Raw genomic sequence first — 25,147 nt, 5'->3', positions numbered from 1 at the left:
GTCGTTTTGCGGCGCTGCGGGACACGAGACGTTGCTATGCTATGCGAGCAATTCGGACCCGTCAACACGCCATCGCGAACGACCGTATCAGGGGTTCGGGACCCCCAGGTCCGGGTACAGGAGGCGGTAGATTTCGGCCAGTTCCGTGACCGCCCGGACGTACTCGCGCGTCTCCCGGTAGGGGATCCGCTCGACCAGTTTTTCCTCGTCCGAGAACTCGGGGAAATCGCGCCACCGCGTGTAGCGATGGGGGCCGGCGTTGTAGGAGATCATCCCCGCGATGTCGAAGCCATCGAACCGGCCGAGAACTTCCGCCAGGTACCGGGTCCCGAGCATCAGGTTGACCTGCGGGACCGTGAGCTGGTGACGGCGATAGCCTTCGAGTCCGGCGCGTGAGGAGACGTTGCGGGCCGTCTCCGGCAGGAGCTGCATGAGACCGATGGCATTGGCGACGGAACGGATCTCCGGGTCGAACATCGACTCGCGACGCGAGAGCCCGGCGACGAAGTGCGGCGGGAGTCCGTTCCGTTCGGCCGCGGCGACGAGGGCCTCGCGGAAGGGCAGCGGATAGATCGCTTCGAGGAGCGGGCGGGTCCAGCGGCCGCGAATCGCCTGTGCGCGCCACCCCTCGCGAATCCCCTCCCGCGTCCATTCCGCCGCGTTCAGGACGTGCGCGAAGGCGAGGATCGCCCCGTAGGTCGACGGTCCGCGCTCGCTGGCGCGGCGGTATTCCCGGCGCGCGCGCTCGGGCCACCCCACCTCTCGCAGCTTGTTCATGCGCCGGAGCGCGGTCGCGTGGATGGGATCGAGGTCGGGCAACGGCTCGCCGTCGCCGATTCCGACCGCGGCCAGGCGGTCCGTGCCGGTGCGGGGCTCCGCGAGGATGGCGTAGTAGTCGAGCGGGTTGTACCTGAGGGCGCGGGCGTAGAACGCGCTCGCGCCCTGGGTGTCGCCCAGCGCCTCCGCGACCTTGCCGCCCCAGTAGATCGCTCCCTGGACCCACTCGCCCTCCGGGTAGCGCTCGCGGTATTCGGCCAGGAGCGTGCGCGCCTCCTCGTAGCGGCCCTCGTGGTACGCGAGAAGAGCGAGCCGTTCCAGCGACCGCGTCCCGTAGCTCGCGTCCGGGAACGCGCGGTAGGAGCGTTCGAAGCCCTCCGCGGCGATGTCGGGATGCCCCGCATCGTGCTCGAGGTCCGCGAGGAGGTAGGCGGCGCGGGCGGCGACATCCCCGGAGCCGCGGGCGGCCGTCTCGTGCGCCTCCGCGGCGTCGCCGTGGCGCCCGAGCGCACGGTAGACGCTGGCCGCGAGCATCCACAGCGACGCCCGCGGCGCGGTGACGGAAGCGGGGTCTCCGGTCCACGGGGCCAGCGCCTCCGCCGCCCGCCCGGGAGCGCCCAGCGCCATGTACGCCGATGCGAGCGATTCGGCGATGCCCGGGCGTTCGGCCGCGGGTGCGAGCTCCAGCGCCTCCGAGAGGTAGCCGGCGCCGCGGGAGTGACGGCGGGCGCGGATGTCGGAGCGCCCGACATCGCGCAGCGTCCGCCAGGATCGCGTGAGTGCGAGGAGCGCGGGTCCCGTCTCCGGCGTCTGGAGGCCTCTCGCGATCGCGTCGGCGAAGGCCGACGCGGCCGCGGCGGAGTCCCCGGTCGCCAGGTAGTGAGGTCCGAGGTGCCGAGCGGCGAGGACGTTCCGGACGCCCCTGCCGGCGCGGCTCGCGAGCGCGGCCCCCCGTTCGGGATCCTCCAGCTTGAAGGCCAGGCGGGCCGCCGGGAGGAGCGCGGAGTCCGCCGGCACGCGGGCCTCGCGCACGATCGAGTCGGCGAGGGCGAAGGCGTCCCGGTCCTCGGCCTCCGACAGGGCGTAAAGGCGCGAGAGCCGCAACCACGGAGCGAGTTCCGGGTGTTCGCGCTCGGCGAGCGCGAGCTGGTCGCGCGCCTCGTACCACTGGTAGCGCCGGTAGGACACGCGGGCGAACCCGACCCGCGCGCCGAGCGGAGGCGTCCCGTCGACCCCGCTCAGATACGCACGGTAGTGCGCCGCGGACCGGGTCAGGCTGTCGAGCCCCGCGTACGCCCGCGCGAGGAGGAGCGTGGCCTGCGACGGCGCGGACGGCGGCCAGCTTTCACGCTCCGAGAGGAGGCTCAGCACGGAAGCCCATGCCCGCTGATCCGCGAAGGCTCGCGCCGCCAGCAGCACGGCCTCGTCGCCCTCCAACTCGCCCGCGGCGAGCGCGGGCGCCAGCAGAGCCGATGCCGAGACCGGCATCCCGGCGTCGAGCAGGCTTCGGGCCCGCTCCAGCATGTCGTCGGCGCCTGCCATCGTAGCCGCGCCGGCGACGGGAGGGCGTGCCGGGTTCCCGGCCTGCGCGGCGAGACCGGACGCCAAGACGAGCGTCGGTAGCGACCGCAGCCAGGGACCGCGTATCCAGTTGATGCGCACGAGGCGCCGAATTCGCCGTCGAACATGCAAAGGAAGGCCTCCTTCCACGTCGTCCCCACCCCGTTCACGCCGGACCCGGCCTGCGGCCCGACACCGAACTTCGATGCTCCGATGGCTTCGATGCAAGCGGAGCCCGGCAGACGCCGAACGAAAAAACGGCCCGCCGGGATGGCGGGCCGCTTGTTCGGAACCCCTCGTGCGCGCCGGGGAACGCCCCCGGCGACGGGCCTTTCTTTTTCTAGCCGGCCGCGCGCTCGTGCAGCGCGTCGATGAGACGCTGTGCACTCTCTTCCATGTCGATGACGAGGCGGTCGATCTTCGTCACGAAGTAGTTATGGAAGATGTTGATCGGAATCGCGATCGTCAGACCGGTGGCGGTCGTGATGAGCGCCACCTTGATCCCGCCGGCGACCAGCGTGGCTTCCACCTCGCCCGCGATCTCGATGGCCTGGAAGGCCATGATCATCCCGATCACGGTCCCGAGGAAGCCGAGGAGAGGAGCGACGTTCGACAGCGTCGCCAGCCACACGAGACCCTTCTCGAGCCCCGCGACTTCGATGGCGCCGGCATTCTCCACCGCCTGCGTCGCGCGCTCGGTCCCTTCGTTGTAGCGCGAGAGCCCCGCGCTGAGAACGTTCCCCGCGGGAGCGCCGGACTCGGTGCAGACTTCGAGCGCCTCATCGAGGTGGCCAGCGGCGATCTGTTCGTCGGCTTCCCGGAGAACATTCTTGTTCTTGCCGCCCTTCAACTGCAGGTCGACGAGCTTCCAGAGGATGATGAGGATCCCAATGGCGAGCGCGGCCCCCAGCGGCCACATCATCCAACCCCCGGCATCCCAGATCTCCACCAGATTGAGCGACTGACCCTCACCCAGCGTCAGGGTCTCCTGCAACCAGAGTGTGGACGCTATCAAGGTGGTCCTCCCGGTAAGCGGTAAGGTTCATCGATTGACTGGCTCGCCACGTCCGGCGCGGATGCGCCCGAGTGCGAGCGGAACCAAGCTAGAAGCGGTCTGCGGGACCGTCAAGCGGCGGTACGGAGCCGCTACCGGTTCCAGAGCCAGGCACCCGACCGGTGGACGCGCTCGTAGCGGGCGGCAAGGCGGAACACAGCCGCGGACGGGGGGGTCGCGATCTCCGCGGTAGCATCCGTCGCGGCAGAGGCGGGCGCGGCCGGCACGCTGAACGCGCCAGCCACGCTGTCCGTGAGGCGCTCGACGATGAGGCGGGGGTCGGGCACAGGGTTGAGCAACTCGTTCAGGCCGATCGCGGGTCCCCCATCGGAGACCCCGGCCGCGTCCCCCTCGTCCGGCCGGATGTCGCGTCCGTCCAGGTCGCCGAGGCGCTGCCTGTCTTCCAGGAGGATGGACCCGTGCTGAAGCACGCTCCCGCGGCGGCGGCACTGCGCGCTGCCCACGAGCTTGCGGCCGCGTGCGGTGAGTTCTCCCGGGGCGGGATCGCGAAAGCAGCTCGCGGCGGAGATCCGGGCCGTCGCCGCGAGACCCGCCTCCGCATCGTCGCTCCGAACCGCGTCGAGCCGGACGCCCAGGGCGCGCAGCCCCTCGGCCAGTGCGCCGTGCACGGTCTGCAGGACGGCCCGGGGGCCGCCCCACGCCCGGGCGGGACAGGCGAAGGCGTACGTGATCTCGGGGCCGTGAAACACGGATCGGCCACCCGTCGGCCGCCGAACGGCGTCGACGCCGGGGCGGAGTTCAGCCGGAGAGCGCCCGAGCAGCCGGTCCGGCGCCTCCTGATGCCGCCCGAGCGACAGGCACCAGGGCTCCCAGCCATAGAAGCGGAGTAGCGTCGAACCGCCCGCGGCGAGTTCGAGCATCGCTTCGTCCACGGCCATGTTGCGGGCGCCGTCCGCCACGGCGTAGGGGAGTACGACGCACGGCGATCCCCGGGGCCGGGCACGCGCGCGCCGCGCGGTCACAACTCCAGAGCCTCTCCGGGCTCAAGGATCACGACCTCGGCCGTGTCGCCGACGGCGTCCACGAAGCGGGCCGGATCGACGTCGATCAACTCCCACGTGCCGTAGTGGTTCGGAACGGCGATGCGGGGTTCGATCATCCCTATCGCGCGCGCGGCGTCTTCCGGGCCCATCGTGAAGTTGTCGCCGATGGGCACCAGCGCCACATCAACCTCACCGTTCAGCAGCTCCATGTCGCGCGTGAGCCCCGTATCGCCGGCGTGGTAGACGCGGGTGCCGTCCACGGTGAGGAGGATGCCGGCGGGCGTCGTCGTGTACGCCTCCGCGCCCGGCGCGTCGATCTTCCCGCCGTGGAGGGCCACGGTGAGCTTGACGCGCCCGAACGGGAACTCGTGGGCGCCGCCGATGTGCATGGGGTGGGCGTTCGCGTGCCCCTGCACCTCCCCGGCGTACGACACGATCTCGTACGTGGCGATGAGCTGCGCGTTCGTCGCCTCGAGGATGTCCCAGGCGTCCGCGATGTGGTCGCCGTGCCCGTGCGTGAGGAGGAGATAGTCGAGGCGATCGGTGAAGTGCTCCGGTCCGACGTCCGCCACGGGGTTCCCGGTCAGAAACGGGTCGATGAGGATCCGCGTGCCGTCCGCCGTTTCGATCTCGTAGCAGCTCTGGCCGTGAAAGACGAGTCGTGCCATCCGCTTCTCTCCTGTTCCGGTGCGCCTCTGTGCCGGTGCGCCTATCCCGCCGCTGCGTCGGCAGCCTCGGCTTCGTAGCTCTCGATCGGCGGACACGCGCAGATGAGGTTTCGATCCCCGTACGCGTTGTTCACGCGGCGCACGGGCGGCCAGAACTTCCACTCCCGGGTCGAAGGCGCCGGCCAAGCGGCTTCCCGCCTTGTGTAGGCGTGATCCCATGCATCGGCTGTCACCATCTCCGCGGTGTGGGGCGCGTTCTTCAGCGGATTGTCCTTCGCATCCAGCGTCCCCTCCGCGATCCTCCGAATCTCCTCGCGGATCGAGACCAGGGCGTGGACCAGCCGGTCCAGTTCCCGCTTCGACTCGCTCTCCGTGGGCTCGATCATGATCGTGCCCGCGACGGGGAAGGACATCGTGGGCGCGTGGAATCCGTAGTCCATGAGCCGCTTCGCGACATCCTCGTCCGTCACGCCTGTCCCCCGCCTGAGCGGACGCAGATCGAGGATGAACTCGTGCGCGACCCGCCCGTGCTCGCCACGGTAGAGGACGTTGAAGTGCTCGCTGAGGAGGCTGGCCATGTAGTTCGCGTTCAGGACGGCCGCCTCGGTCGCCGCGCGCACGCCGTCGCGGCCGAGCATGGCGATGTAGGCCCAGGAGATGAGCAGAATCGAGGCGCTTCCCCACGGCGCCGCCGAGACAGCCGGGATCGCGGCGTCGCCACCGACATCGACGAGCGGGTGTCCCGGCAGGTAGGGCGCAAGTTCGTCGGTGACGCAGATCGGACCCATCCCGGGACCGCCGCCCCCGTGCGGAATGGCGAACGTCTTGTGGAGGTTGATGTGGATGACGTCCGCGCCGTAGTCGCCGGGCCGGCAGAGGCCGACCTGGGCGTTGAGGTTGGCGCCATCGAGGTACACGAGTCCGCCGTGCTCGTGGACGATGTCCGTCACCTCCCGGATGGCCGACTCGAACACGCCGTGGGTGGAGGGATAGGTGATCATCGTCGCCGCGAGCCGGTCAGCATGCTTCGCAGCCTTGGCGCGCAGATCCTCGACATCGATGTTCCCGTTCTCGTCGCAGCGGACGACGACAACCTTCATCCCGGCCATGACCGCGCTCGCGGGGTTCGTCCCGTGCGCCGACGACGGGATGAGGCACACGTCCCGGGCTCCTTCGCCCTGGTCCTCGTGTCGGGCCGCGATGACGAGCAGGCCGGTGTATTCGCCCTGGGCCCCCGAGTTCGGCTGCAGCGAGCAGGCGGGCAGCCCGCTCATCTCGCACAGCCACCGCTCCAGTTCGTCGAACAGGCGCCGATACCCCTCTGCCTGGTCAACGGGGGCGAACGGGTGCAGCGACCCGAACTCCGGCCAGGTGACGGGGATCATCTCCGATGTCGCGTTGAGCTTCATCGTGCAGGATCCGAGCGGGATCATGCTCGTGTTCAGCGACAGGTCCCGCGTTTCGAGCCGATGGATGTAGCGCAGCATCTCGGTCTCGGAACGGTACCGGTTGAAGACCGCGTGCTCGAGGTAGTTCGAGGTACGCGCGAGTTCCGCGGGATAGACGGGCTCCGGGATGTCCGTGGCGACCTCTCCGACGCGGAGTTCCGGCCCGTCCTCCCCGCCGAACACCGCGAACAGGTCCTCGAGATCCCCCCCCCGCACCGTCTCGTCGAGGGCGATCCCGACCGTCCCATCCTCGAAGTCGCGGAGGTTGATGCCGCGTTCGCGTGCCCTGGCGAGAATGTCGGCGGAAGTGAAGCCCGAGGGAATGACCTGCAGCGTGTCGAAGAACTGCTCGTGAACGATCGTGTGCCCGAGCCGGTCGAGTCCGTGAGCGAGGGTCCACGTCAACTTGCGGACGCGGGTCGCAATGGCGTGGATGCCCTCCGGACCGTGATACACGGCGTACATCCCGGCCATGATCGCGAGCAGCACCTGCGCGGTGCAGATGTTCGAGGTCGCCTTCTCCCGACGGATGTGCTGTTCGCGCGTCTGCAGGGCCATTCGGAGGGCCGGGTTCCCGTCCGCGTCGACCGAGACTCCGATGATCCGCCCAGGCAGCTTGCGCTTGAACGCGTCCGTGGCCGCGAGGTAGGCGGCATGCGGCCCGCCGTAACCCATGGGCACGCCGAACCGCTGGGAGTTGCCGACCGCGATGTCCGCGCCGAACTCGCCCGGCGGCACGAGCAGGGCGAGGGCGAGGAGATCCGCCGCGACCACGACTCCGGCCCCGTGCTCGTGAAGGGCGTCGCAGAGACCGCGATAGTCGAGCACCGCGCCTTCCGTGGTCGGGTACTGCAGGAGCGCGCCGAAGGCGTCGTCCGGATCGTGCGCCGCGATGTCGCCGTGCTGGAAGAGCCGGACCTGGATTCCGAGCGGCCGGGCGCGGCCGCGGACGACGGCGACGGTCTGGGGGTGGCAGGCCTCGGAGACGAGGAAGACGTTGCGGTCGCCGCTCCCCTTGCTGCCCCAGAGCATGAGCATCGCCTCCGCGGCGGCAGTTCCCTCGTCCAGGAGCGAGGCGTTCGCGATCGGAAGCCCCGTGAGGTCGATGACCATCGTCTGGAAGTTGAGCAGGGCTTCGAGGCGCCCCTGCGAGATCTCGGCCTGATAGGGCGTATACTGTGTATACCAGCCGGGGTTCTCCATGATGTTCCGGAGGATCACGCCGGGTGTCAGGGTCCCGTGATACCCCAGACCGAGATAGGAACGGAAAGGGCGATTGAGGCGCGCGAGTTCGGCCGCGCGATCGAGCAGCCTTCTCTCGCTGATCGCGTCCGGCAGGTCGAGGTCGCGACCCAGGCGGATGGGTTCGGGCACGGTTTCCTCGACGAGTTCGCTCAGGCTTTTCGCGCCGGTCGCCTCCAGCATCGGACCGACGTCAGAGGGCGCCAGTCCTATGTGGCGCCCGGCGAACTCGCCGACCGGCTCCATCTCCAGTTGCATGTTCAGGAGCGGGCCGTCAGACCTCGTCCGCATCGGCGACGAGGGTGGCGTACTGTTCGGAGGTGAGTAGCTCGTTGAAGTCGTCGGGCGACTCCAGCTCGAGCCGGATCATCCATCCTTCACCGTAGGGATCGCTGTTCACGAGACCGGGGTCGGCCTCCAGCGCGTCGTTCACCGCCACGATCTGGCCCGCCGCGGGACAGAAGAGTTCGGAGACGGTCTTCACGGCCTCGACGGTCCCGAACGCTTCCATCTGCCCGAACTCTTCGCCGGGCGCGGGGAGTTCGACGTAGACCACATCGCCCAGTTCGCCCTGAGCGTAGTCCGTGATCCCGATCAAGACCTCGCCGTCGACGTCGGTTTCCCGCACGTATTCGTGCTCGGGCGTGTATCTGAGGTCTTCCGGAATGTCCGACATGCGTACCTTGCCTTGCTTCGGATCGAGCGTCTCTGGGGGTGGCGGCGTGGGGACTATATCCGAGCCGCGAGCCGGGCGTCAAGCAACGCCGACACCCGTGTCGACACTAGTCGCCCGAAGCGAGTCTCCGCCGGGCTTTGCGATCCTTTCTGATCCGCTTCCGCGCGTCCCTCGCGCTCTCGCCCGGGTGTCGCTCGACGACGTCGACCCCTCCCATGCAGACGAGACCGCTGAGGCGGATGACGGGCGCATCCCGGGCCGGCGGCGTGACGGGCTCGGGCATCGTCACGCCCCCCATGAGCGCGATGCCGCCCCACTCGACGCGGACCCCCGGAGGGACGACGATGTCCACGCCTCCCATGAGCGCGAGGAGGCGGACGGAGACCGTCTCGGTCGCGAACGCCGCCTGCCGAAAATCGAGATCCGTACCTCCCATCACGGTGACGGCGGTGAGCTGGCGGGGAGGAACCCAACTGCCCTTGCGCTCGGTCGCTCCCCAGATCGAGACGATGAGGTCGTGCTCCTGGACGGGTCGCGCCGGATCCACCGGCACGGAGGCGGCCGGCGAGGGCTCGGGTACCGCCGGGCGGGTTTCGCTCCGGAGTGCGGGCAGGTCTCGCTCGAGCGCTGCCAGTTCCGCCCGGGTACGCGCGGCGTACGCGATGTCCAGCCGGCGCTCCAGTTCGGTCGTATTCATGGCGTCGCGCGCGAAGTGTGCGCAGAGACGGTCCACCGTCGCCTGCCGCTCCTCCGGCGACAACGCCCTCTCTTGGCTGTCCGTCATCTCCTCCTCGCCGTCTGGCCGGCCTGATTCTCACGCAAGGTGGCGGGGCTAGCAAGGCAAAAAAACTTGCCGCACGGGCGAGCGCACGGCATCATGGCGCACAGCAGGTGTTTTTCGTGCCCTGTCCGTGAACCCTTTGGAAGGAGGTGATCTAGTGTCTGCAGGATGTAGAACCGGGTCTGACTCGGCACGGGCAAGCGATCGCCTCGAGGCAGCGTAACCGGTCCTGAACCGGTGGCGCTCGAGACATGCGCCGACCTGAAAGCTGCGGTGCCTCGCCGGCGTCGCGTCGAGTCAGGTTTCGGTTGAGACAAGAGCCGGCCGCGGGTTTCACGCTCGCGGCCGGCTTCCTTTTCATCCCCCCTCCCCTCTGAGAATGTCGTTATTCAGCAAATACACCGGAGCCGGCAACGACTTCGTTATCGTGCGCGGCGAAGAACTGGGGCTCCGGGATGCGGGGGCCCTGGCCGCCACGCTGTGCCCCCGCGCGACGGGCGTCGGCGTGGATGGGTTGATCACGGTCCGCAGCCTGAGCGAAGAGGTCGTCCGCCTCCGGTTCTTCAATCGCGACGGCTCCGAGTTTTCAACCTGCGGGAACGGGTCGCGTTGCGCGGCGCGCTACGCGGTGGACCGGGGGCTCGTGCCCCCCGACCACATCCTCGCGACGGACGACGGTGAGATCCTGGCGCGGGTGCGGGAAGACGGAGTGGCGCTGGAGTACGCGCTCGACGCCCGCGTGGAACGCGAAATGCGCGTGCCCGTCGGACGCGGGCCGCAGGGGGAACGGGACGCCTGGCTGGTGCGGATGGGGACGGCGCACCTCGTGGTCCCCGTCGCGTCCGTGGATGTGGAGGACTTCGACGATCTCTGCCGACCGCTGCGGTGGCGGGAGGATGTCGGCCCGGGAGGAGCGAACGTGCACCTTGTTGCCCGCGACGGAGGGACGACGGTCATCCGCACCTTCGAACGGGGCGTGGAAGGAGAGACGCTCGCCTGCGGCAGCGGCTGCATGGCGGTGGCGTTCGCACTCCGGGCCGCGGGCGAGGCCGGGGACCGGGTCGAGTTCCTCGTCCGCTCCGGGGCCGCGTTGACGGTGGAGTTCCTCGAGGCGGGACGGATCCGCCTCAGCGGGCCGGCGGTGTTCATCTTCGATGGCGTCTTCCCCGAAGCCACGCCCTGACCGGGAGGCGTCCGCGGTGGCGGCATCGCTGCTGGAGTGGTTCGACGCGCGGCGGCGGGACGACGTCGCGTGGCGCGGAGAGCGCGACCCCTATGCGATCCTCGTGGCCGAGGTCATGGCCCAGCAGACCCGCGTGGAGACGGCGGCGCCGTACCATCGGCGGTTCATGGATCGCTTTCCCGACGTGCAGACGCTCGCGGAAGCGGAAGAGGACGAGGTCCTCGGCCTCTGGGAGGGATTGGGTTACTACGCGCGCGCCCGCAACCTGCGGCGGGCGGCGCAGCGCGTGGTATCGGAGTACGGCGGACGGATCCCGCGGGCCATCTCGGAGCTGCTGACGCTTCCGGGAGTGGGCCCGTACACGGCCGGCGCCGTAGCCAGCGTCGCGTTCGGGCTGCCGGAACCCGCGGTCGATGGGAACGCACGTCGCGTCTTGTCGCGCCTGGGCGATCTCGAGACGGCCTCCCCCGCCGAGCTTGACCGGGCCGCGCGGACCCTCCTCGGCGAGGCCTCGGAGCGGCCCGGCGATGTGAACCAGGCGCTGATGGACGTTGGGAGCGCGGTCTGTACGCCGCGCCGCCCGCGGTGCGGAGCGTGCCCGCTATCGAGTCGATGTCTGGCGCTGCGACGGGGCACGATCGGGCAGCGGCCCCCGAGGAAGCGGGGCGTTCGATCGCCCGAGCGGGTCGAGGCGGCAGCCGTGGTCCGCCGCGACGGGCGGGTACTCGTGCTGCGGCGACCGTCGGACGGGCTCCTCGGCGGTCTGTGGGACTTCCCTTCCGTCGCGCTGTCGCCTCCGACCCCTCCCGCCGCGGCGCTCGCGAGAGCCCTCCGGGAGCGGTTCGGTCTCGACTGTCGCGTGGGCGAGGAGATTCGCGAGCTGCGGCATACGTTCAGCCACTTCCGCCTGCGGCTCGCGGTGCACCGGGCCCGGTGGCGATCCGGTGACGTCGCGCGGCGGCGGCCGCACCGCTGGGTGGGCCCCGCGGAATTCGGCGATCTCGCGTTTCCCGCCTATCTCCGGCGGCTGATCGATGAGGACATCTCCCCGAGAAAGGCGAGGTAGGCGCGGATCGTAAGATGCGCCGCCGCGTGGTGCGAGGCGGGAAGATCCCCGTAGACCGCGGCCCGGATCCGCGCCGGGGTCCGGGCGCCGGCCTCCAGCGCCCGTCGAACGGACGCCACCCGCCGCAGCCGGTGCGTGCGGCATTCTTCGAGGCGCGCGAGCGCGTCGTCGACGGGTGGACCGTGTCCCGGGAGCAGGCGCTCGGGACGGAAGGACGTGAGGCGCGCGAGACTCGCGAGGTAGGCCTCCACGGACCCGTCCGGGTGGGCGATCATGGTACTCCCTTCTCCGAGTACGAGGTCCCCCGTGAAGAGGGCGCGCGAGGGCTCGAGCAGGTAGCAAAAGTGGTCCGCGGAATGACCGGGCGTCGCGATCGCCCTCAGGCGGAACCCCCCTCCGAGCTCCAGAGCCTCGTCATCCGCCACCGCTCGGCCCGGCAACTCCACGAGGTCGAGGGTGGCGGAGGAGGCGCGGAGTTCGCCCCAGCGGGCGGCGGCGTCCGCCGCGGACGCCGCGTGGTCCGCGTGTGCGTGCGTCAGACAGACCGCCGCCACGGGTCTTCCCGCGATCACGTCATCGACGCGGCCGAGGTGCGCTTCGTCCTGCGGCCCGGGGTCCAGAACGATCAGCGGCCCGCTTCCGATCACGTACGTCTGCGTACCGGTCAGAGTGAGGGGGCCCGGGTTGTCGGCGCGAACCGCCGTGATGCTCGGTCCGTGACGGGCGACGTGGTTCCGGGACGCGACACCGGAGGTCACTGGACGTCGTCGTAGCCGGGGTCCCCGGGAGCGAGCGGCGTCACCCCCTCCTCACCGACGCTGAGTCTGACGAGCGCGGGCTCCACATGCACGTCGCTGAGCGCCTTCATGGCCTCCTCGAGCGACGGGTAGCCGGCGAGGCGCTCGATCGTCCTTGCCGTCGGGAACATCATGGGCAGCCGGCCAGCGGAGAAGCGCCGCAGGGCCGCGGCGGGCGTCGTCCACATGGCCGCCTCGTGTTCCGGCGTGAGACGCACGCGACCCGGTCGCTCCTCCAGCGAGAGGAGGAAGAAACGGGTGTCGAACCGCAGCGCCGCACCGCGCGGCGTGATCCAGCGGGCGAAGTACACGATGCGCGTGGACGAAAAGTCGAGCTCGAGACGCTCCGCCACCTGCGAGAATCGGGCGCCTTCCGCGAGCAGCGCCCGGCGGGCCTCGCCCAGGTCGTCCAATCCGATGCCGCGCAGCGGCGCCGGCATGATCCCCGTTTCCTCGAACAGTTCCCGCAACGCCGCCACGCACGCCGAGGCTTCGCCGACACCGGGGAGGCGGTCCGCCCACGTCGCGCGAGCGTCGTCCGCGTCGATCGCGCCGCCCGGAAAGGCCCACGCCCCCGCTCCAAACCTGGCGGCGCCAGGCCGCTGAAGCAGGAGGAACTCCACCCCGGAGCGCGCCTGCGTCGCGACGACGACGGTCGCGGCCGGCCGCGGAATCGCGGCGCTCAAATTCCGCTTGCCACCCGGGCGATGACGAGCAGGATCCCCAGCAGCAGGAAGGCGATCGGCAGGGCCGCGGCGAGCAGCCATGCCGCAAAGGCTCTTCCAGTCGTGGTCCGGTGCGCTTCGCGCAGGCCGATCACGGTGAGCACGACGCCCCAGATGCCGGCCACCCAGCCGCCGATGAACGGGACGACGGCGAATACGCCGGGGCCGCATGCATAACAGATGGTGCGAACCGTTGCCGTGAGGCTTCGACGCCCGGGAACCAGCATCAGCACGAACACATGCAGGACCAGACTCGCGATGATGAGGTACAGGACCGCCCAGAAGGGGGCGAGGAAGAAATCGGCCAGCCTGCCGATGTAGCCGGCGGTGTCCGAACCATCCGGCAGGGCGACGTTCATGATCTCGGCGAGCGTCTCCACGAGACCCGGTTGCGTCGTCGGCAACAACGCACCCCAGGTTAGCGAGAGCGCGGCTGCGAGGACGCTGACCAGGAGATAGTAGAGGACCGGGCGCACCGCGGCGCGATCGAAGGGCCCGTCGGCAAAGAAGGCGCCGGGCTCGAACACGCTCCGGCGCCACGTCTCGATGAAGTTCAGCGGGAAGGCCACGGCCGGATCCTCCCACGCCGGCAGGTTGACCTTTCCCGCGCCCGCCGCGTCGCCCGTGCGCTCTTCCCCGGATGTGGCCGCGACCGCTCCGCAGAATGGACACCGGTCGAACGCAGCGCTCGCGTGCCCGCACATCGCGCACGTCACCATCGGGTTCGCGACGCGGCTCAGTCCAGGATGCGCAGCGGCATGACGAGGCAGAGATAGTCGGGTTCGCCACTCGCGGGAGAGAAGGTCGCCGCTCGTTCCGGCGCCTTGAACGTCATTCGAACATCTTCCTCCGGCATGTGACGCAGCACCTCGAGGAGGTACGTCGCATTGAAACCGATCTGGATGTCCTCGCCCTCGTAGTCCAGCGACAGCGCATCCTCGGCCTCCCCGAGGTCCGGTGTCTGAACCTTGAACCCGAGGTCGCCGGCCTTGAAGGAGAGCCGCACCCGCCTCGTCGAATCGTCCGCCATTACCGCGACGCGCCGCACCGCCGTCTCAAGGGCCGCCCGGTTCAAGGTCGCAACCTTGTCGTTGTCCTTCGGGATGACCTGTTCGTAGTTCGGATACGGCCCCTCAATGAGCGAAGTGAAGACCTCGCGATCCTCCGACCGGAAAGCCAGGTGGTTCTCCGAGCGCGCGATCCGAAGCACGGTGTCGGCCGGATACAGTTTCTGCACCTGGTTCAGCGCTTTGGGCGGAATGATGAGATCCACCTCCGCCGGCGACCCGCTGACGTCCAGCTCGCGTGACATCTTCGCGAGCCGGTGGCCGTTCGTTGCGACCATCACCGTCGACGCGTCGCGCAACTGCCACAGAATCCCGTTCAGAATCGGTCGGCTGTCCTCCGTGGAAACGGCAAAACTCGTCCGCTCGATCAGCGTCTGCAGCTCGCCGGCGGACATCTCCCAGCCACCGGCGAAATCGACCTCCGGGAAATCCGGGAACTCGTCCGGGGCCTGACCGTAAAGGCGGAACTTGCTCCGGCCGCACTCGATGTCCACCCCGGTCGCGGCCGCGCCGCGATCTCCGCCCGCCGCCGCGAACTTCACGGGTGCATCGTCGAGTACGCGCGAGATTTCCAAGAGCTGTCTCGCGGGCAGTGCCACGACCCCCGCTTCGGAGATGTCGGCCGGCACCGACAACGAGACGAAGATGGACATGTCCGTGCCGCTGAGCCGGACGGCATCGTCCTCCGCATGGATCAGGATGTTCGAGAGAACCGGGAGAGCAGCTCGCGTAGGGACGGCGGCGGCGCTCGCCGCCAGCCCCGTCTGGAGTGCCTCTCGGGTGATCGAGAATCTCATTTCAACTCCGGCGGTATCGGTTCGGGTTTTCCACCGTGGGTTCTACGGTTGCGTATGATATATGTATCAACGGAGTAGTAGTAGAGCCTGTCGAAGTGTCGAAACGTCGGGGTTCCCCGCGTTTCTTGCGGGCTCGGACGCTGCGCCCGCTGTCGACACGCGGACACGGGTGTCGAAGCTCCGGCGAAACATCGGCGCCGCCACGAAGAGCATGCGCCCACTGGTGTGCGTGGGGAGCAAGTCTTCATCCGGTTTTGCACAGGGTAATGGACGAACGTGATATCACGTTCGAAACAGCTCTTGCTGCAGCTGGCCGACGCGGCCGCGAAGCGCGGGATCCGATGCCATGTCCGCCTCGACCTTGTTGACGGAGTGGATGACGGTCGAGTGATTCCTGCCGCCGAAGAGGTGGCCGATGTCGGAGTAGGGCAGGTCGAGATGTGTCTTGATGAGGTACATCGCGACCTGTCGCGGAACGGTCACCGTCCGCTTCCGCCTTTTCGACATGAGTGCCTCTACGGAGACGCCCCAGGAGGCGGCGATGTGGGCACGGACCTCCTCGGCGGACACTTCGATCACCTGCTCGTCGGCCTCGCTGCCCTCGGGCCCGAGGGCGTCGCGCGCCATGTCGAGTGAGATCTCGCGTCGAGTGAGCGAGCTGAAGGCGAGAAGCTTGATGAGGGCCCCCTCGAGTTGCCGGACGGAGGTACGCCGACTCCGCGCCACGTACTCGATGACGTCGTCGCCGATTTCGATTCCGTCCTCATCGGCCTTCTTGCGCAGGATGGCGGAACGTGTCTCCAGGTCGGGGGGCTGGATGTCGGTGACGAGGCCCCACTCGAAACGGGAAACGAGACGTTCCTGGAGCCCGGGGATGTCCTGCGGGGGCCGGTCGCTCGTGATGACGATCTGTTTCTTGGCGTCGTAGAGCGCGTTGAACGTGTGGAAGAACTCCTCCTGCGTCCCTTCCTTGTTGGCGATGAAGTGGACGTCGTCGATGAGGAGAACGTCGATACGGCGATAGCGCTCGCGGAACAGCGCGGTCTGCCCGGTCCGGATTGCATCGATCATCTCGTTGGTGAACTGCTCGGAGGGGACGTAGGCGACCTGGCAATCCGGGAGCCGGTCGAGAATCGTGTTTCCGATGGCATGCATGAGGTGGGTCTTGCCGAGGCCGGTGCCGCCCCAGATGAAGAGGGGGTTGTACGTCGTAGCCGGAGCGGCGGCCACACGATCGGATGCCGCGGCGGCGAGTTCGTTGCTGCCGCCGATAACGAAGCGCGCAAAGGTGTAGCGTTCGTTCAGCGCCGCGGCTGCCGGAAGGCCGCCGCGATTCGGCGTCCGCGAAGCCAGCGCATGACCCGGGTCGCCGGGGTAGGGTTCCGTGATTTCCGGGAAGTCGAGGCGCTCCTCGGCTCCCTTGTGTTCGAAACGGAGTCGGAGCCTCGCACCGAGCTCTCGCTCGGAGATGTCCCGGAGGAGAGTCCCGTACTTATCCTCGACCCACTCCACCGCAAACCTCGTCGGGGCGGAAACGACGAGCGTATCGTCCGAGAGAGAAACGGCCTCGGTCGATCCGAGCCAGGTGCGATAGGTCTGCTCCGGGAGCACGAGCTTCGCAGATGCGCGAATCTTGATCCAGGCCTCGTGTGCAGTCAGCTCCATCCGTGGCGCGCCGGCATGAGGAAAAAGGCGGTGGGATAGGGGTCCTGATCTTAGGCGAATCCGCTGGCGAGTGTCAACGAACGGAAACGCCTCGCGACGGGCGGTGCGCCTCGTCGGCAGGAGGGCGGTGCGGGCTCCGGCACCGACGGGCTGAATTGACACTATCCCGCATCAGGTCTAGACTTCCGGGCTGGCCTCGAAAGCCTGTGAAATGACCGGAAAGCCTCGGGTGATGTGAGATGGGGAAGCCCACATACAGCAAGCCAACCAACAGGAAGCGCGTTCGCGATCATGGATTCCGAGCGCGTATGAAGACGAAGGCGGGCCGCCGCACGCTGTCGCGCCGCAGAAGGAAGGGTCGACGTCGGCTCACCGTCAGTGACGCGTTCCGTCGCAAGCGACGAAGCCGCTAGCGGGCCTCCCCCGGGGGGCTTTCGACGGCCCCGCGCGGCTCGGCTGCGCACAGCGCGGGAGATTCGCCGGACCATCCGTACGGGCCGTTGCCGCCGGGATCGCATCGTGGACGTGTTCTTCGCGCCGTCGCCCTCGGGCCGCTCCAGAGTCGGAGTCGTGACGCCTCGCCACGGGCGCGGCGCGGTCGCGCGAAATCTCGTACGCCGGCGTCTGACCGAGATCGCCCGCATCCACATTTTGCCTGCCCTTGAGACCCGCCGGCTCGAGCTGGACCTGGTCGTGAGAGCGAAACCGGCCGCCTATGACGCCTCGTACCAGAGGCTTCGAGTGACGTTGATGGACTCGCTGGAGACCGTATGCGCAGAATGATCATCGGAGCGATTCGCGGCTACCAGCTCGTCGTTTCTCCCTGGTTGCCGCCCGCCTGCAGGTACGAACCGAGTTGTTCGGAGTACGCGTTGACCGCGGTGCGGCGATTCGGCGCCGCCCGGGGGAGCTGGCTGTGCGTTCGGCGCCTGCTTCGCTGTCATCCGTTCGGGTCGTGCGGCTACGACCCGGTTCCCGCCCGGAAGCGCTGAATGGAACGCCGTCTGCTCCTGGCCATCGCGCTGATGGTCGGCGTGATGATCCTCTCGAACGTGTTCTTTCCGCCGACCGAAAGACCGCTTGAACCGGTGTCGGCCGACAGCGTGGAGACACCGGAAGCCACGGACGTGGCGGACGAGATAAGCCGTCTTTCCGCCGAGGAAAGGGCCGCTCGGGACGTGGCGGCGGTTCTGGCCGAAGCCGAGGCGACACCCGCCGAAGCGGAGGAGACGGAGGAAGCCGCTCCCGCGGCGCGCGCGAGCGCGATCGTCATGGTCCGATCGGAACTGTACGAGTACCGGTTCGACACGCGGGGCGCGCGACTCGTGGGCGCGACGATGCTCGCGCACCAGAACTTCGCCGAGGGCGGGCATGGCGGCCGCAATGTCGAACTGGTGCGGCCCGACGACTCGATCCTGACGTACGCGCTCACGCTGCGGGGCGACACGGTTTCGCTCGGCTCGATCGCCTTCACTGCGTCGACATCCGCGCTGGAGGTGAGGGATGGGCCCGCGGAACTGCGTTTCGAGGCCGCGATCGGCGAGGTCACCTTCGATGTCTCGTATCGCTTCCACCCGGACGATTACCGGATCGACGTAAGCGGCGGGCTGCGCGGCCTGGGGGACGTGGGGCACGTCGTTCTCGTGGGCCTCGGTCGCGGGATCGAGCGAAACGAGGCCGTACCCCGGGAGGACCAGGCGGCGATGTCGCTCGTCACCCGGAGCCGCTCCGGCCAGATTGCGGCCGAGCGGCTGGACCGCGTGGACGACGGCGAGGCGAGGCCGGCCTCCGGCGGGCCGTTCAGTTGGGCCGCATCGAAATCGAAGTACTGGCTGGCCGCCGTCGTCGCGCCGCCGGGAGGGCCGGGCATCGGGGGCGTAATGCTGCGGGGCGTGCCCGAGGAGGACGCGGCGGAGATGCAGGCCGCGCTGCCGGTACCCGCCGGCAGCACCGGCTTCGAGTACGCCGCGTACATCGGGCCGCAGGACTTCGCGCGGCTGCAGGCCGTGGGGCAGGAACTCCACAACGTGAACCCCGTCGGCTGGCGCTGGCTCCGGTGGTTCACCCGGCCGTTCGGGAACCTGATCGTCGCGATCCTGATCTGGATGCACGAGTCGTTCTCGCTGGCGTACGGCTGGGTCCTGATCCTGTTCGGCGTCGGATCGCGGATCATCCTGTCGCCGCTGTTCCACATCTCAGGACGCGCGCAGATGAAGCAGATGGCGCTGCAGCCGGAGATCAAGAAGCTGCAGGAGCGGTACAAGGGTGATCCGCAGCGCCTGCAGCAGGAGCAGGTGAAGCTCTTTCGGGAACACGGGGTCAACCCGCTGGGCGGCTGTCTGCCCATGTTCCTGCCCCTCCCGATCCTGATCACGCTGTTCTTCGTGTTCCAGAACACGATCGAGTTTCGCGGCGTGCCCTTCCTGTGGCTGTCGGATCTCTCCCTCAGGGATCCCCTCTTCATCGTGCCCGTCCTGATGGGCGGATCGATGCTGCTGCTGAACTGGATCACGCAGCGGGGCATGCAGACGAACGCGCAGATGAAGATGATATCCTACGTGTTGCCGGTCGTCTTCACGTTCTTCTTCGCGAACTTCGCGGCCGGGTTGAACCTGTATTACACGGCCTCCAACATCATGTCGCTGCCGCAGCAGATGTACCTCTCGCGAGAACGCAGAAAGGCGCAACCGGCGCCCTCCCGGAAACAGGAGTAGCGCCGCGGCGCGCCAACGAGGCGCCGCGCCGTCACCGTACGTGGGAGATGGCAAGCCCGATCAGGCGCTCGGACTGCCGGAGGAACTGCTCCGCACGGGAAGGACCGAACCCGAGGAGCAATCCGACCCGCGTTCCTTGCGCCAGCGCGGCCCCGATTTCCGCCGCGATGGCGGGCTCCCACGCCAGTTCCGCCCAGCCGAAGTAGTCGACCGAAGCGTGAAAGCGCGCGCGCCCGCCGGGTGCGGACTCCCAGGCGGCGCCCGCGCGCAACGAAAGGGGTTCGAAGTCGGGGGTGGCGCGCAGCAGCACTCCCGGACCTCCGTAGACGGTGAGGCCCGATACCGGAGATCCCTGGAGCATGACTTCCAACCCCTCGCGGCTCGTGCTGATGGGACGGGCGCCGGTGTCCAGGAGAAACTCGTCCCCGAGGTGCGAGCTCAGATGATAGAGTTCGGCACGAGCCGCCACCGCCCCGAAACGCGCGCGTAAAAGCACTCCGATTCGGTAGTGCACTTCGATGAGCGCCTGATCCGGACCTCCGAGGTCGAAGCGGGAAAACGCCCCTCCGTGAATCGCTCCCGCGTACTCCACCTCCCCGTCGGGGTCGCGCCGGATCCAGAACCCGAGGCGGTCACCGATGTCGGCGAGGGCAATGCCGTCGCGGAGGGAATCGCGCGTCGCGCTCAACAGCGCGAGACGATGTACGGGCTCGAGGGGGGAGCCCGCCGGCGTGCGGAAAGGGTGGCCGTTTCCGTCCCGGATTCCGATTGCGGCGCCGCCTCCCTGCCCGGCAAGAGGGCATACCGCGGTGACGGGCGCCGTCAGGAGGAGGACGCAGGCCACGAGGCCGCGCACGTGCAGCGTCCAGACACGCACGGCCCGGACGCGGTCCACGATGCGCTCGACCTTCAAGCGGCGCGCTGACACCTCGGGCAGAGTATGGTCTTCCGGCCGGTCACGCGGAGGGAGGTCAACGCATGTCGGCACCGCGGGCACGAGCCGCCCGACGAGCGTGAGTTGATCAGCCACCCCGGATCGGAATGGGCGGCGCTCCAGTGCAGCGTGGCCCGCCTCAGGACCCGCTTCAGGTAGCGGTGAAGCCGATCGAGCTGGTCCGGCTCCAACTGAGCGACCCGAAGGTCGGGACGTACGCCGGCCTGGAAGCAGATTTCGTCCGCATAGTCGTTGCCGATCCCGGCAATCGCCTTCTGGTTGAGGAGAAAGCCCTTGATGCTGGAACGCGTATTCCGCTGCGCAAGTGCCTCAAAGCGCGCAAGAGTCAGGTCGTCGCTCAGCGGGTCCACCCCGAGGCTCTGGAGCGATCCCTTCTCGTTGAACTCGCTCCCCGCCACGGCTTGAACCGTGCCCTGGGAGCCCGACGACGAGAACCGGAGTTCCCTGCCGGCCGCAAACTGGAACCGGATGCGAGTTCGGTCCGTCGGAGGCGCGGTCTGGGATTCGAGGCGCAGGAGGCCGTCATCCCCCATGTCGAACATGAGGCTGTAATCGGAACGGAAGCGGAGGACGACGTAGCGACCGTGGCGTTCAACGGAATCCACGGCGTGGTTCTCAAGATGATTCTCGACGATATCGCGCTCGATGGAAGCGACTTCGGGGTCGTCGATTCGGATTATGGAGATCGTCTTGCCGGTTGTGTAACCGGCAATGCGCTCGATCATTCGCTCAACATCGGGAAGCTCTATCATTGCATCACGGCTCCGGTAGGCAAGACTGGGTGCACATAGACCGTACCCCCGTACGAAAAAAAGGTGCCCCGTGCTTCATGGACGGTGAAGAAAAGGAACTCGAACGAGTATCGCGGCCGGGTCTCAACCCTGCATCAAAGACGGAACGAGACGCCGGCCCGCCACGGGGACAGCAAGTGCCGTAATATTATGTTATATAATGAGTTAGCGTATTCACGCCGAGTGTTCGGGGCCGCCGGATGTGTGTCGAAACCAGGCGGATATTCTCTCCTGAACGGACGCCGCCGCCTGCGCGGGATCCGGAGCGTTGCGGATGGGTCGTCCCATGACGATGTAGTCGGCCCCGGCCTCGAAGGCGGACTCTACATCCACGGTCCGTTTCTGATCATCGGTACCGGCGTCCATCGCCGCGCGGATACCGGGGACGACGATGCGAAACCGGGGAGAAACCGCAGGGCGAACTCGAGCGGCCTCGTGGCCGGAACTGATGACGCCGGCGCAGCCGATGCTCTCCGCCCGACGGGCCCGGGAGAGGACGACGGCCCCGATGTCGGCTTCAAAGCCAAGGTCCTCCATGTCCGCCCGGTCGAGACTCGTTAGCACCGTCACAGCCAGGATTCCAAGGTCGCCCGCAGCGGCGTCGCAGGCCGCACGGAGGATCGCATCGTTGCCGTGCACTGTGACGAAATCCACGTCCCGGGTTCGGAGTTGTCGGACGGCGGAGCGGACGGTCTGAGGGACATCGAAGAGTTTGAGATCGGCAAACACCTTCTTGTCTCTGGAGCGAAGCCAGTCGGCCAGCTCGAAGTATCCTCCCGAAAGGAAGAGTTCCAGGCCGATCTTGTAGAAGGAAACGGTATCGGCCAGCGCGTCGACGGTTTGTCGCGCTTCCGAGGCAGTCGGAACGTCCAGCGCAAGGATCAGCCGATCGGTCGCGGGGATCGTCGTGGAGATCGGCGGCCTCCCGAAGTTGTTGCCGTTGCGAGCCCCGGCGGTCGGAGTTCCGCTCGGTCTTCGTGACCACCGTTGACACGGGAGCCGGCTCGTGGCGAAGTGGAGGACGAAGCTCTTCTCCGGCGCGCGTGCCTGCAAGAGGCAGACCGTCGATGTCGGGCCATCGTTTCACGTGAAACGCCCCGTTCGTTCAGGCGTGCACGGCCGGGCTCGTCCACAACCGTCATCAGATGTTTCACGTGAAACACCAGGTCCGCGGGCCTGACAATACCGCGCGTCGGCGTCGAGAGCGGACACCACACGCAGTCGCCCGCGTCACGAGAGCGCCATATATTTTGGGAAGTCTCACAGGAGCGGACGTTCAGCAGCGCGACGCCCCTCTTGTCGCGCTCGATCGTCACCGGATTAGTTCGTTACGAGGCATATGCTTACAGTGCGTGTCCGTTCACGTCGCCGGGTGCGGCGATCAACGAGGGGTGGATTGATTTGGGTCGGGTGATCGCGATTGCAAATCAGAAGGGCGGGGTCGGCAAGACCACCACGGCGATCAACCTGGGCGCCTCGCTGGCGATCGCGGAGCGCAACACGCTCGTCATCGATTGCGACCCGCAGGGGAACGCGACGTCCGGCTTCGGGCTGCGCAAGGACGGAGGTGTACCCAGTGTGTACGACTGCCTCGTAAACGGACAACCCCTTCAGGCAGCCGTGCGGCCGGAAGTTCACTTCCCGTGCCTCTCCGTGGTCTCTGCGAGTCGGGACCTGACCGGCGCCGAAGTTGAACTGATCGACCGATCGGATCGCCAGCGAATCCTCGGCCGGAAGATAGAGGCGCTCCGCGATGACTTCGAGTATATCCTCATCGACTCACCGCCGTCTCTCGGGCTCCTCACGCTGAACGCACTGGCCGCTGCGGACGCCGTGCTCATCCCGATTCAGTGTGAGTTCTATGCGTTGGAAGGGCTTAGCCAGCTCCTGAACACCGTGCGGCTGGTGCAACGCAGCATCAACCCGGAACTCGAGATCGAGGGGGTGCTGCTGACGATGTACGATTCACGCCTCAACCTCGCCAAACAGGTGGCCGCCGAGGCGCGTGAGTACTTCGGAGGCAAGGTCTTCGATACGATGATCCCGCGGAACATTCGGCTCGCCGAGGCCCCGAGTTTTGGAGAGCCGATCGCTCTGTACGATGTCCTGTCGAGTGGGGCCCGCGGATACCTGAGCCTGGCTCGCGAACTGATCGACCGGCACAGGGGCCCGTAGGTTGCCCCGGAACGACCGCCGTCTCGGCAAGGGGCTTGCGGCCCTGTTGGGCGAAAACCTCGGGACGGAACGCGCAGCGGCGGAGGCGGAGATTCCGGTCGACGCCATCCAGGCGAATCCGTTCCAGCCTCGTAGCGACTTCGATCCGGCCCGCCTCGCGGAACTCGCGGACTCCATCCGCGAGAACGGCTTGCTCCAACCTGTCGTCGTCAGGCCTGTGGGAGAGGTGTTCGAGATCGTCGTGGGCGAGCGGCGATTCCGGGCGATTCAGAGTCTCGGCTGGACGTCGGTTCCGGCTCTGGTCCGGACGATCGACGATGAGCAGATGCTGGTCGTCGCGCTGGTCGAGAATCTGCAACGTCATGACCTGTCAGTACTTGAAGAAGCTAAAGGGTATCGTCGACTTATGCGGGACTTCGGTCTGACGCAGGAAGAGGTCGGACGGCATGTGGGGCGGGACAGGTCGACCGTGGCAAACGCTCTTCGACTGCTCGCCCTGCCCGGGGCAGTGCTGGGCTTGCTCGCCAAGGGGGAGCTGTCTGCGGGCCATGGCCGCGCCCTCCTGGGGTTGTCCGCACCTGAGGAGCAAACCCGCGTCGCGCTGGAGGCGGTGGAGCAGGGGTGGTCCGTCAGGGAGACGGAACGCCGGGTCCGCCAGGACCGCGCGGCGCCACGGGGGCGGCGGACGACCCGGGGGAAGAAGACGACAGGGGCGGGCGATCCCGTGGTGAGGCGCGCGGAACTCGGGCTGGAACGAGGGTTTGGAACCCAGGTGCGGATCCGGACGCGGTCGGATGGAGCAGGCGAGGTCGTCGTGCGTTTCCATGATACGGATGATTTTCTGCGGCTCGTGGCCCTGATGGGAGGGGATGAGCTCGCCTCGGAGCTTCGCGAATGACCATTCTCCGGCGATGGACACTGCAGTTGGTCCGACGGGATGGCCGGCAGGTACGATCCCTGCCGCTCAGCCGCACACGGCTGCTTCTCCCGGTGGCGGGTACGATCATCGGCTTGTTCGGCCTGGGGTTTCTGGGAGGCCTCCTGACGGCTTGGCGCACCGAGTCCAGTCGCGTGCTTGAGCTGGAGGCGGAACTCGCGACGCTCGAGAGCGAGCGCGAAAGGATGAACCAGCTCGCGGCCCGTTTGAACGAACTCGAGGAAGAGTTCGGCTTCCTTCAGGCTGCGGTAACCGTTGGTCGGCCTGCCGAATCCCCGCCGGTGAACGTCGTCCTCAGGGGAGGTGTGGAGGTCAGTTCACCGACCTCGGCAGAGGCGACGACCCCTGCCTGGCCTCTCACGCAGCGCGGCTTCATTACCCGTCACTACGGTTTGCGTCCTGCCGATTCGCCCGAAGGACACCCGGGATTGGACATCGCGGTTCCGACGGGGTCGTACGTGCGGGCGATTCAGGCGGGAAGGGTCGAGGAGGCGGGCGAAGACCCGATCTATGGAAAATTTCTGCGGATTGCGCACGCCGACGGGCTAACGTCATTGTATGGCCACAACGCCTGGCTGTTCGCCGAGGCCGGCGACGCGGTGGAGCGACTCGAGGTCATCGCCCTCACGGGAAACACGGGACGATCCTCGGCTCCGCATCTACACCTGGAACTGGCCCGGAACGGCGCACTATTGGACCCCCTCTCGCTGGTGGCGGACCACAGCGGTCAGGACAACACGGGAGCCCCGGCGGAGAGGCAACCGGAGTAAGGATTGGAGCGAAATGGCTAGAGATTCTCGACATGGCGGGCAGACCCGTGAGCTAAGCGACGTGGTTTCGGTCGTCGCGCCCGGGATGACGATCCTCGGCGACGTGATGTGCGATGGCACGGTCCGGGTTGAAGGCAAGATCGAAGGATCGGTCAAGGCGACGAAATCCGTGGTCGTCGGCAAGGACGGACGTATTACCGGCGATATCGATACGCAGGACGTCGTGATAGCCGGCACCGTGGTGGGGACCGTTGTCGGAGCCAGTCGCGTGGAACTGCAGGAAACCTGCAGAATC

25 protein-coding genes are annotated in these 25,147 nt (G+C 67.9%); 10 read left to right on the top strand and 15 right to left on the bottom strand.

Annotated elements, in window-relative coordinates; translation table 11 throughout:
* Positions 1-87: 87 nt before the first annotated feature.
* From OXN85_05195 to OXN85_05165, 7 genes are all read right to left on the bottom strand, one after another.
* On the bottom strand, positions 88-2,319 hold the full coding sequence (locus OXN85_05195) for a transglycosylase SLT domain-containing protein (GenBank protein ID MCY3599345.1): 2,232 nt from the start codon (positions 2,317-2,319) through the stop codon (positions 88-90).
* Between the two features lie 358 nt (positions 2,320-2,677).
* A complete protein-coding gene (locus tag OXN85_05190; GenBank protein ID MCY3599344.1) occupies positions 2,678-3,352 on the bottom strand; it encodes a MotA/TolQ/ExbB proton channel family protein in 675 nt (224 codons plus the stop codon).
* A gap of 131 nt (positions 3,353-3,483) precedes the next feature.
* A complete protein-coding gene (locus OXN85_05185; GenBank protein MCY3599343.1) occupies positions 3,484-4,374 on the bottom strand; it encodes a hypothetical protein in 891 nt (296 codons plus the stop codon).
* Positions 4,371-5,063 (bottom strand): metal-dependent hydrolase, encoded by a 693-nt coding sequence (locus OXN85_05180; GenBank protein MCY3599342.1) that lies wholly within the window; start codon positions 5,061-5,063, stop codon positions 4,371-4,373. The genes OXN85_05185 and OXN85_05180 overlap by 4 nt, the downstream gene beginning before the upstream one ends.
* Positions 5,064-5,104: 41 nt before the next feature.
* Positions 5,105-7,999: an aminomethyl-transferring glycine dehydrogenase gene (gcvP, locus tag OXN85_05175; protein ID MCY3599341.1), complete on the bottom strand. Its 2,895-nt coding sequence runs from the start codon at positions 7,997-7,999 to the stop codon at positions 5,105-5,107.
* A 28-nt stretch (positions 8,000-8,027) separates the two neighbouring features.
* Entirely contained in the window at positions 8,028-8,429 is a 402-nt protein-coding gene (gene gcvH, locus OXN85_05170) for a glycine cleavage system protein GcvH (protein MCY3599340.1), read from the bottom strand.
* 106 nt (positions 8,430-8,535) lie between these two features.
* Positions 8,536-9,213, bottom strand: a complete 678-nt coding sequence (locus OXN85_05165; protein MCY3599339.1) for a DUF1707 domain-containing protein — start codon at positions 9,211-9,213, stop codon at positions 8,536-8,538.
* A 376-nt stretch (positions 9,214-9,589) separates the two neighbouring features.
* Here OXN85_05165 and dapF point away from each other — a divergent pair, with 376 nt between their 5' ends.
* Positions 9,590-10,393 carry a diaminopimelate epimerase gene (gene dapF / locus OXN85_05160; protein ID MCY3599338.1) on the top strand — a complete coding sequence of 268 codons (804 nt, stop codon included), beginning with the start codon at positions 9,590-9,592 and terminating at the stop codon, positions 10,391-10,393.
* Positions 10,394-10,409: 16 nt separating this feature from the next.
* Positions 10,410-11,459: an A/G-specific adenine glycosylase gene (locus OXN85_05155; GenBank protein ID MCY3599337.1), complete on the top strand. Its 1,050-nt coding sequence runs from the start codon at positions 10,410-10,412 to the stop codon at positions 11,457-11,459.
* Here OXN85_05155 and OXN85_05150 read toward each other — a convergent pair.
* The 5 genes from OXN85_05150 to dnaA all read right to left on the bottom strand — a co-directional run bounded on the left by OXN85_05150 (position 11,408) and on the right by dnaA (position 16,510).
* Positions 11,408-12,217 carry an MBL fold metallo-hydrolase gene (locus OXN85_05150; protein ID MCY3599336.1) on the bottom strand — a complete coding sequence of 270 codons (810 nt, stop codon included), beginning with the start codon at positions 12,215-12,217 and terminating at the stop codon, positions 11,408-11,410. The two genes, OXN85_05155 and OXN85_05150, sit on opposite strands and share 52 nt — an antisense overlap.
* Positions 12,214-12,942: an NUDIX domain-containing protein gene (locus tag OXN85_05145; protein MCY3599335.1), complete on the bottom strand. Its 729-nt coding sequence runs from the start codon at positions 12,940-12,942 to the stop codon at positions 12,214-12,216. Before OXN85_05145 ends, OXN85_05150 begins: the two co-directional genes overlap by 4 nt.
* Complete coding sequence (locus tag OXN85_05140) at positions 12,939-13,700, bottom strand: YIP1 family protein (protein MCY3599334.1); 762 nt, start codon at positions 13,698-13,700, stop codon at positions 12,939-12,941. The genes OXN85_05145 and OXN85_05140 overlap by 4 nt, the downstream gene beginning before the upstream one ends.
* 17 nt (positions 13,701-13,717) lie before the next feature.
* Positions 13,718-14,845 carry a DNA polymerase III subunit beta gene (gene dnaN / locus OXN85_05135; protein MCY3599333.1) on the bottom strand — a complete coding sequence of 376 codons (1,128 nt, stop codon included), beginning with the start codon at positions 14,843-14,845 and terminating at the stop codon, positions 13,718-13,720.
* Positions 14,846-15,127: 282 nt separating this feature from the next.
* Positions 15,128-16,510: a chromosomal replication initiator protein DnaA gene (gene dnaA / locus OXN85_05130; GenBank protein MCY3599332.1), complete on the bottom strand. Its 1,383-nt coding sequence runs from the start codon at positions 16,508-16,510 to the stop codon at positions 15,128-15,130.
* A 239-nt stretch (positions 16,511-16,749) separates the two neighbouring features.
* Here dnaA and rpmH point away from each other — a divergent pair, with 239 nt between their 5' ends.
* The 4 genes from rpmH to yidC are packed head-to-tail and all read left to right on the top strand — an operon-like array spanning position 16,750 to position 19,224.
* Entirely contained in the window at positions 16,750-16,923 is a 174-nt protein-coding gene (gene rpmH, locus OXN85_05125) for a 50S ribosomal protein L34 (GenBank protein MCY3599331.1), read from the top strand.
* Positions 16,889-17,293, top strand: a complete 405-nt coding sequence (locus OXN85_05120; GenBank protein ID MCY3599330.1) for a ribonuclease P protein component — start codon at positions 16,889-16,891, stop codon at positions 17,291-17,293. The genes rpmH and OXN85_05120 overlap by 35 nt, the downstream gene beginning before the upstream one ends.
* Positions 17,281-17,502: a membrane protein insertion efficiency factor YidD gene (gene yidD, locus OXN85_05115; GenBank protein ID MCY3599329.1), complete on the top strand. Its 222-nt coding sequence runs from the start codon at positions 17,281-17,283 to the stop codon at positions 17,500-17,502. Before OXN85_05120 ends, yidD begins: the two co-directional genes overlap by 13 nt.
* Positions 17,503-19,224, top strand: a complete 1,722-nt coding sequence (gene yidC, locus OXN85_05110; protein MCY3599328.1) for a membrane protein insertase YidC — start codon at positions 17,503-17,505, stop codon at positions 19,222-19,224.
* Between the two features lie 31 nt (positions 19,225-19,255).
* Here the strand turns inward: yidC and OXN85_05105 are convergent, their stop codons facing one another.
* The 3 genes from OXN85_05105 to pyrF all read right to left on the bottom strand — a co-directional run bounded on the left by OXN85_05105 (position 19,256) and on the right by pyrF (position 21,885).
* A complete protein-coding gene (locus OXN85_05105) occupies positions 19,256-20,137 on the bottom strand; it encodes a DUF1207 domain-containing protein (GenBank protein MCY3599327.1) in 882 nt (293 codons plus the stop codon).
* A complete protein-coding gene (locus tag OXN85_05100; GenBank protein MCY3599326.1) occupies positions 20,134-20,931 on the bottom strand; it encodes a hypothetical protein in 798 nt (265 codons plus the stop codon). Before OXN85_05100 ends, OXN85_05105 begins: the two co-directional genes overlap by 4 nt.
* A 213-nt stretch (positions 20,932-21,144) precedes the next feature.
* Positions 21,145-21,885 (bottom strand): orotidine-5'-phosphate decarboxylase, encoded by a 741-nt coding sequence (gene pyrF / locus OXN85_05095; GenBank protein ID MCY3599325.1) that lies wholly within the window; start codon positions 21,883-21,885, stop codon positions 21,145-21,147.
* 486 nt (positions 21,886-22,371) lie between these two features.
* On the opposite strand from pyrF, the gene OXN85_05090 reads away from it, so the two are divergent.
* The 4 genes from OXN85_05090 to OXN85_05075 form a co-directional block, all read left to right on the top strand.
* The gene (locus OXN85_05090; GenBank protein MCY3599324.1) at positions 22,372-23,145 is read left to right on the top strand and encodes a ParA family protein; all 774 of its coding nucleotides are present in this window, start codon (positions 22,372-22,374) and stop codon (positions 23,143-23,145) included.
* 46 nt (positions 23,146-23,191) lie between these two features.
* Positions 23,192-24,043 carry a ParB/RepB/Spo0J family partition protein gene (locus tag OXN85_05085; protein ID MCY3599323.1) on the top strand — a complete coding sequence of 284 codons (852 nt, stop codon included), beginning with the start codon at positions 23,192-23,194 and terminating at the stop codon, positions 24,041-24,043.
* Complete coding sequence (locus OXN85_05080; protein MCY3599322.1) at positions 24,040-24,852, top strand: M23 family metallopeptidase; 813 nt, start codon at positions 24,040-24,042, stop codon at positions 24,850-24,852. The genes OXN85_05085 and OXN85_05080 overlap by 4 nt, the downstream gene beginning before the upstream one ends.
* Before the next feature lie 61 nt (positions 24,853-24,913).
* Positions 24,914-25,147, top strand: a 234-nt coding sequence (locus OXN85_05075; GenBank protein MCY3599321.1) for a polymer-forming cytoskeletal protein, incomplete at its 3' end; no start/stop codon positions are given.

It is taken from the genome of Candidatus Palauibacter australiensis (assembly GCA_026705295.1).
Lineage (GTDB): Bacteria > Gemmatimonadota > Gemmatimonadetes > Palauibacterales > Palauibacteraceae > Palauibacter > Palauibacter australiensis.
The sequence above is the reverse complement of the archived record's forward strand: the minus strand, read 5'-3'. Positions and strand labels throughout refer to the sequence as shown.

Excerpts from the sequence above, each read along its gene's own strand:
- OXN85_05165 (MCY3599339.1), bottom strand. The coding sequence starts at position 9,213 with ATGACGGACAGCCAAGAGAGGGCGTTGTCGCCGGAGGAGCGGCAGGCG.
- OXN85_05140 (MCY3599334.1), bottom strand. The coding sequence starts at position 13,700 with ATGGTGACGTGCGCGATGTGCGGGCACGCGAGCGCTGCGTTCGACCGG.
- dnaN (MCY3599333.1), bottom strand. The coding sequence starts at position 14,845 with ATGAGATTCTCGATCACCCGAGAGGCACTCCAGACGGGGCTGGCGGCG.
- gcvP (MCY3599341.1), bottom strand. The coding sequence starts at position 7,999 with ATGGAGCCGGTCGGCGAGTTCGCCGGGCGCCACATAGGACTGGCGCCC.
- gcvH (MCY3599340.1), bottom strand. The coding sequence starts at position 8,429 with ATGTCGGACATTCCGGAAGACCTCAGATACACGCCCGAGCACGAATAC.
- OXN85_05195 (MCY3599345.1), bottom strand. The coding sequence starts at position 2,319 with ATGGCAGGCGCCGACGACATGCTGGAGCGGGCCCGAAGCCTGCTCGAC.
- yidD (MCY3599329.1), top strand. The coding sequence starts at position 17,281 with ATGCGCAGAATGATCATCGGAGCGATTCGCGGCTACCAGCTCGTCGTT.
- yidC (MCY3599328.1), top strand. The coding sequence starts at position 17,503 with ATGGAACGCCGTCTGCTCCTGGCCATCGCGCTGATGGTCGGCGTGATG.
- dapF (MCY3599338.1), top strand. The coding sequence starts at position 9,590 with ATGTCGTTATTCAGCAAATACACCGGAGCCGGCAACGACTTCGTTATC.
- dnaA (MCY3599332.1), bottom strand. The coding sequence starts at position 16,510 with ATGGAGCTGACTGCACACGAGGCCTGGATCAAGATTCGCGCATCTGCG.
- OXN85_05080 (MCY3599322.1), top strand. The coding sequence starts at position 24,040 with ATGACCATTCTCCGGCGATGGACACTGCAGTTGGTCCGACGGGATGGC.
- OXN85_05180 (MCY3599342.1), bottom strand. The coding sequence starts at position 5,063 with ATGGCACGACTCGTCTTTCACGGCCAGAGCTGCTACGAGATCGAAACG.
- OXN85_05100 (MCY3599326.1), bottom strand. The coding sequence starts at position 20,931 with ATGATAGAGCTTCCCGATGTTGAGCGAATGATCGAGCGCATTGCCGGT.
- rpmH (MCY3599331.1), top strand. The coding sequence starts at position 16,750 with ATGGGGAAGCCCACATACAGCAAGCCAACCAACAGGAAGCGCGTTCGC.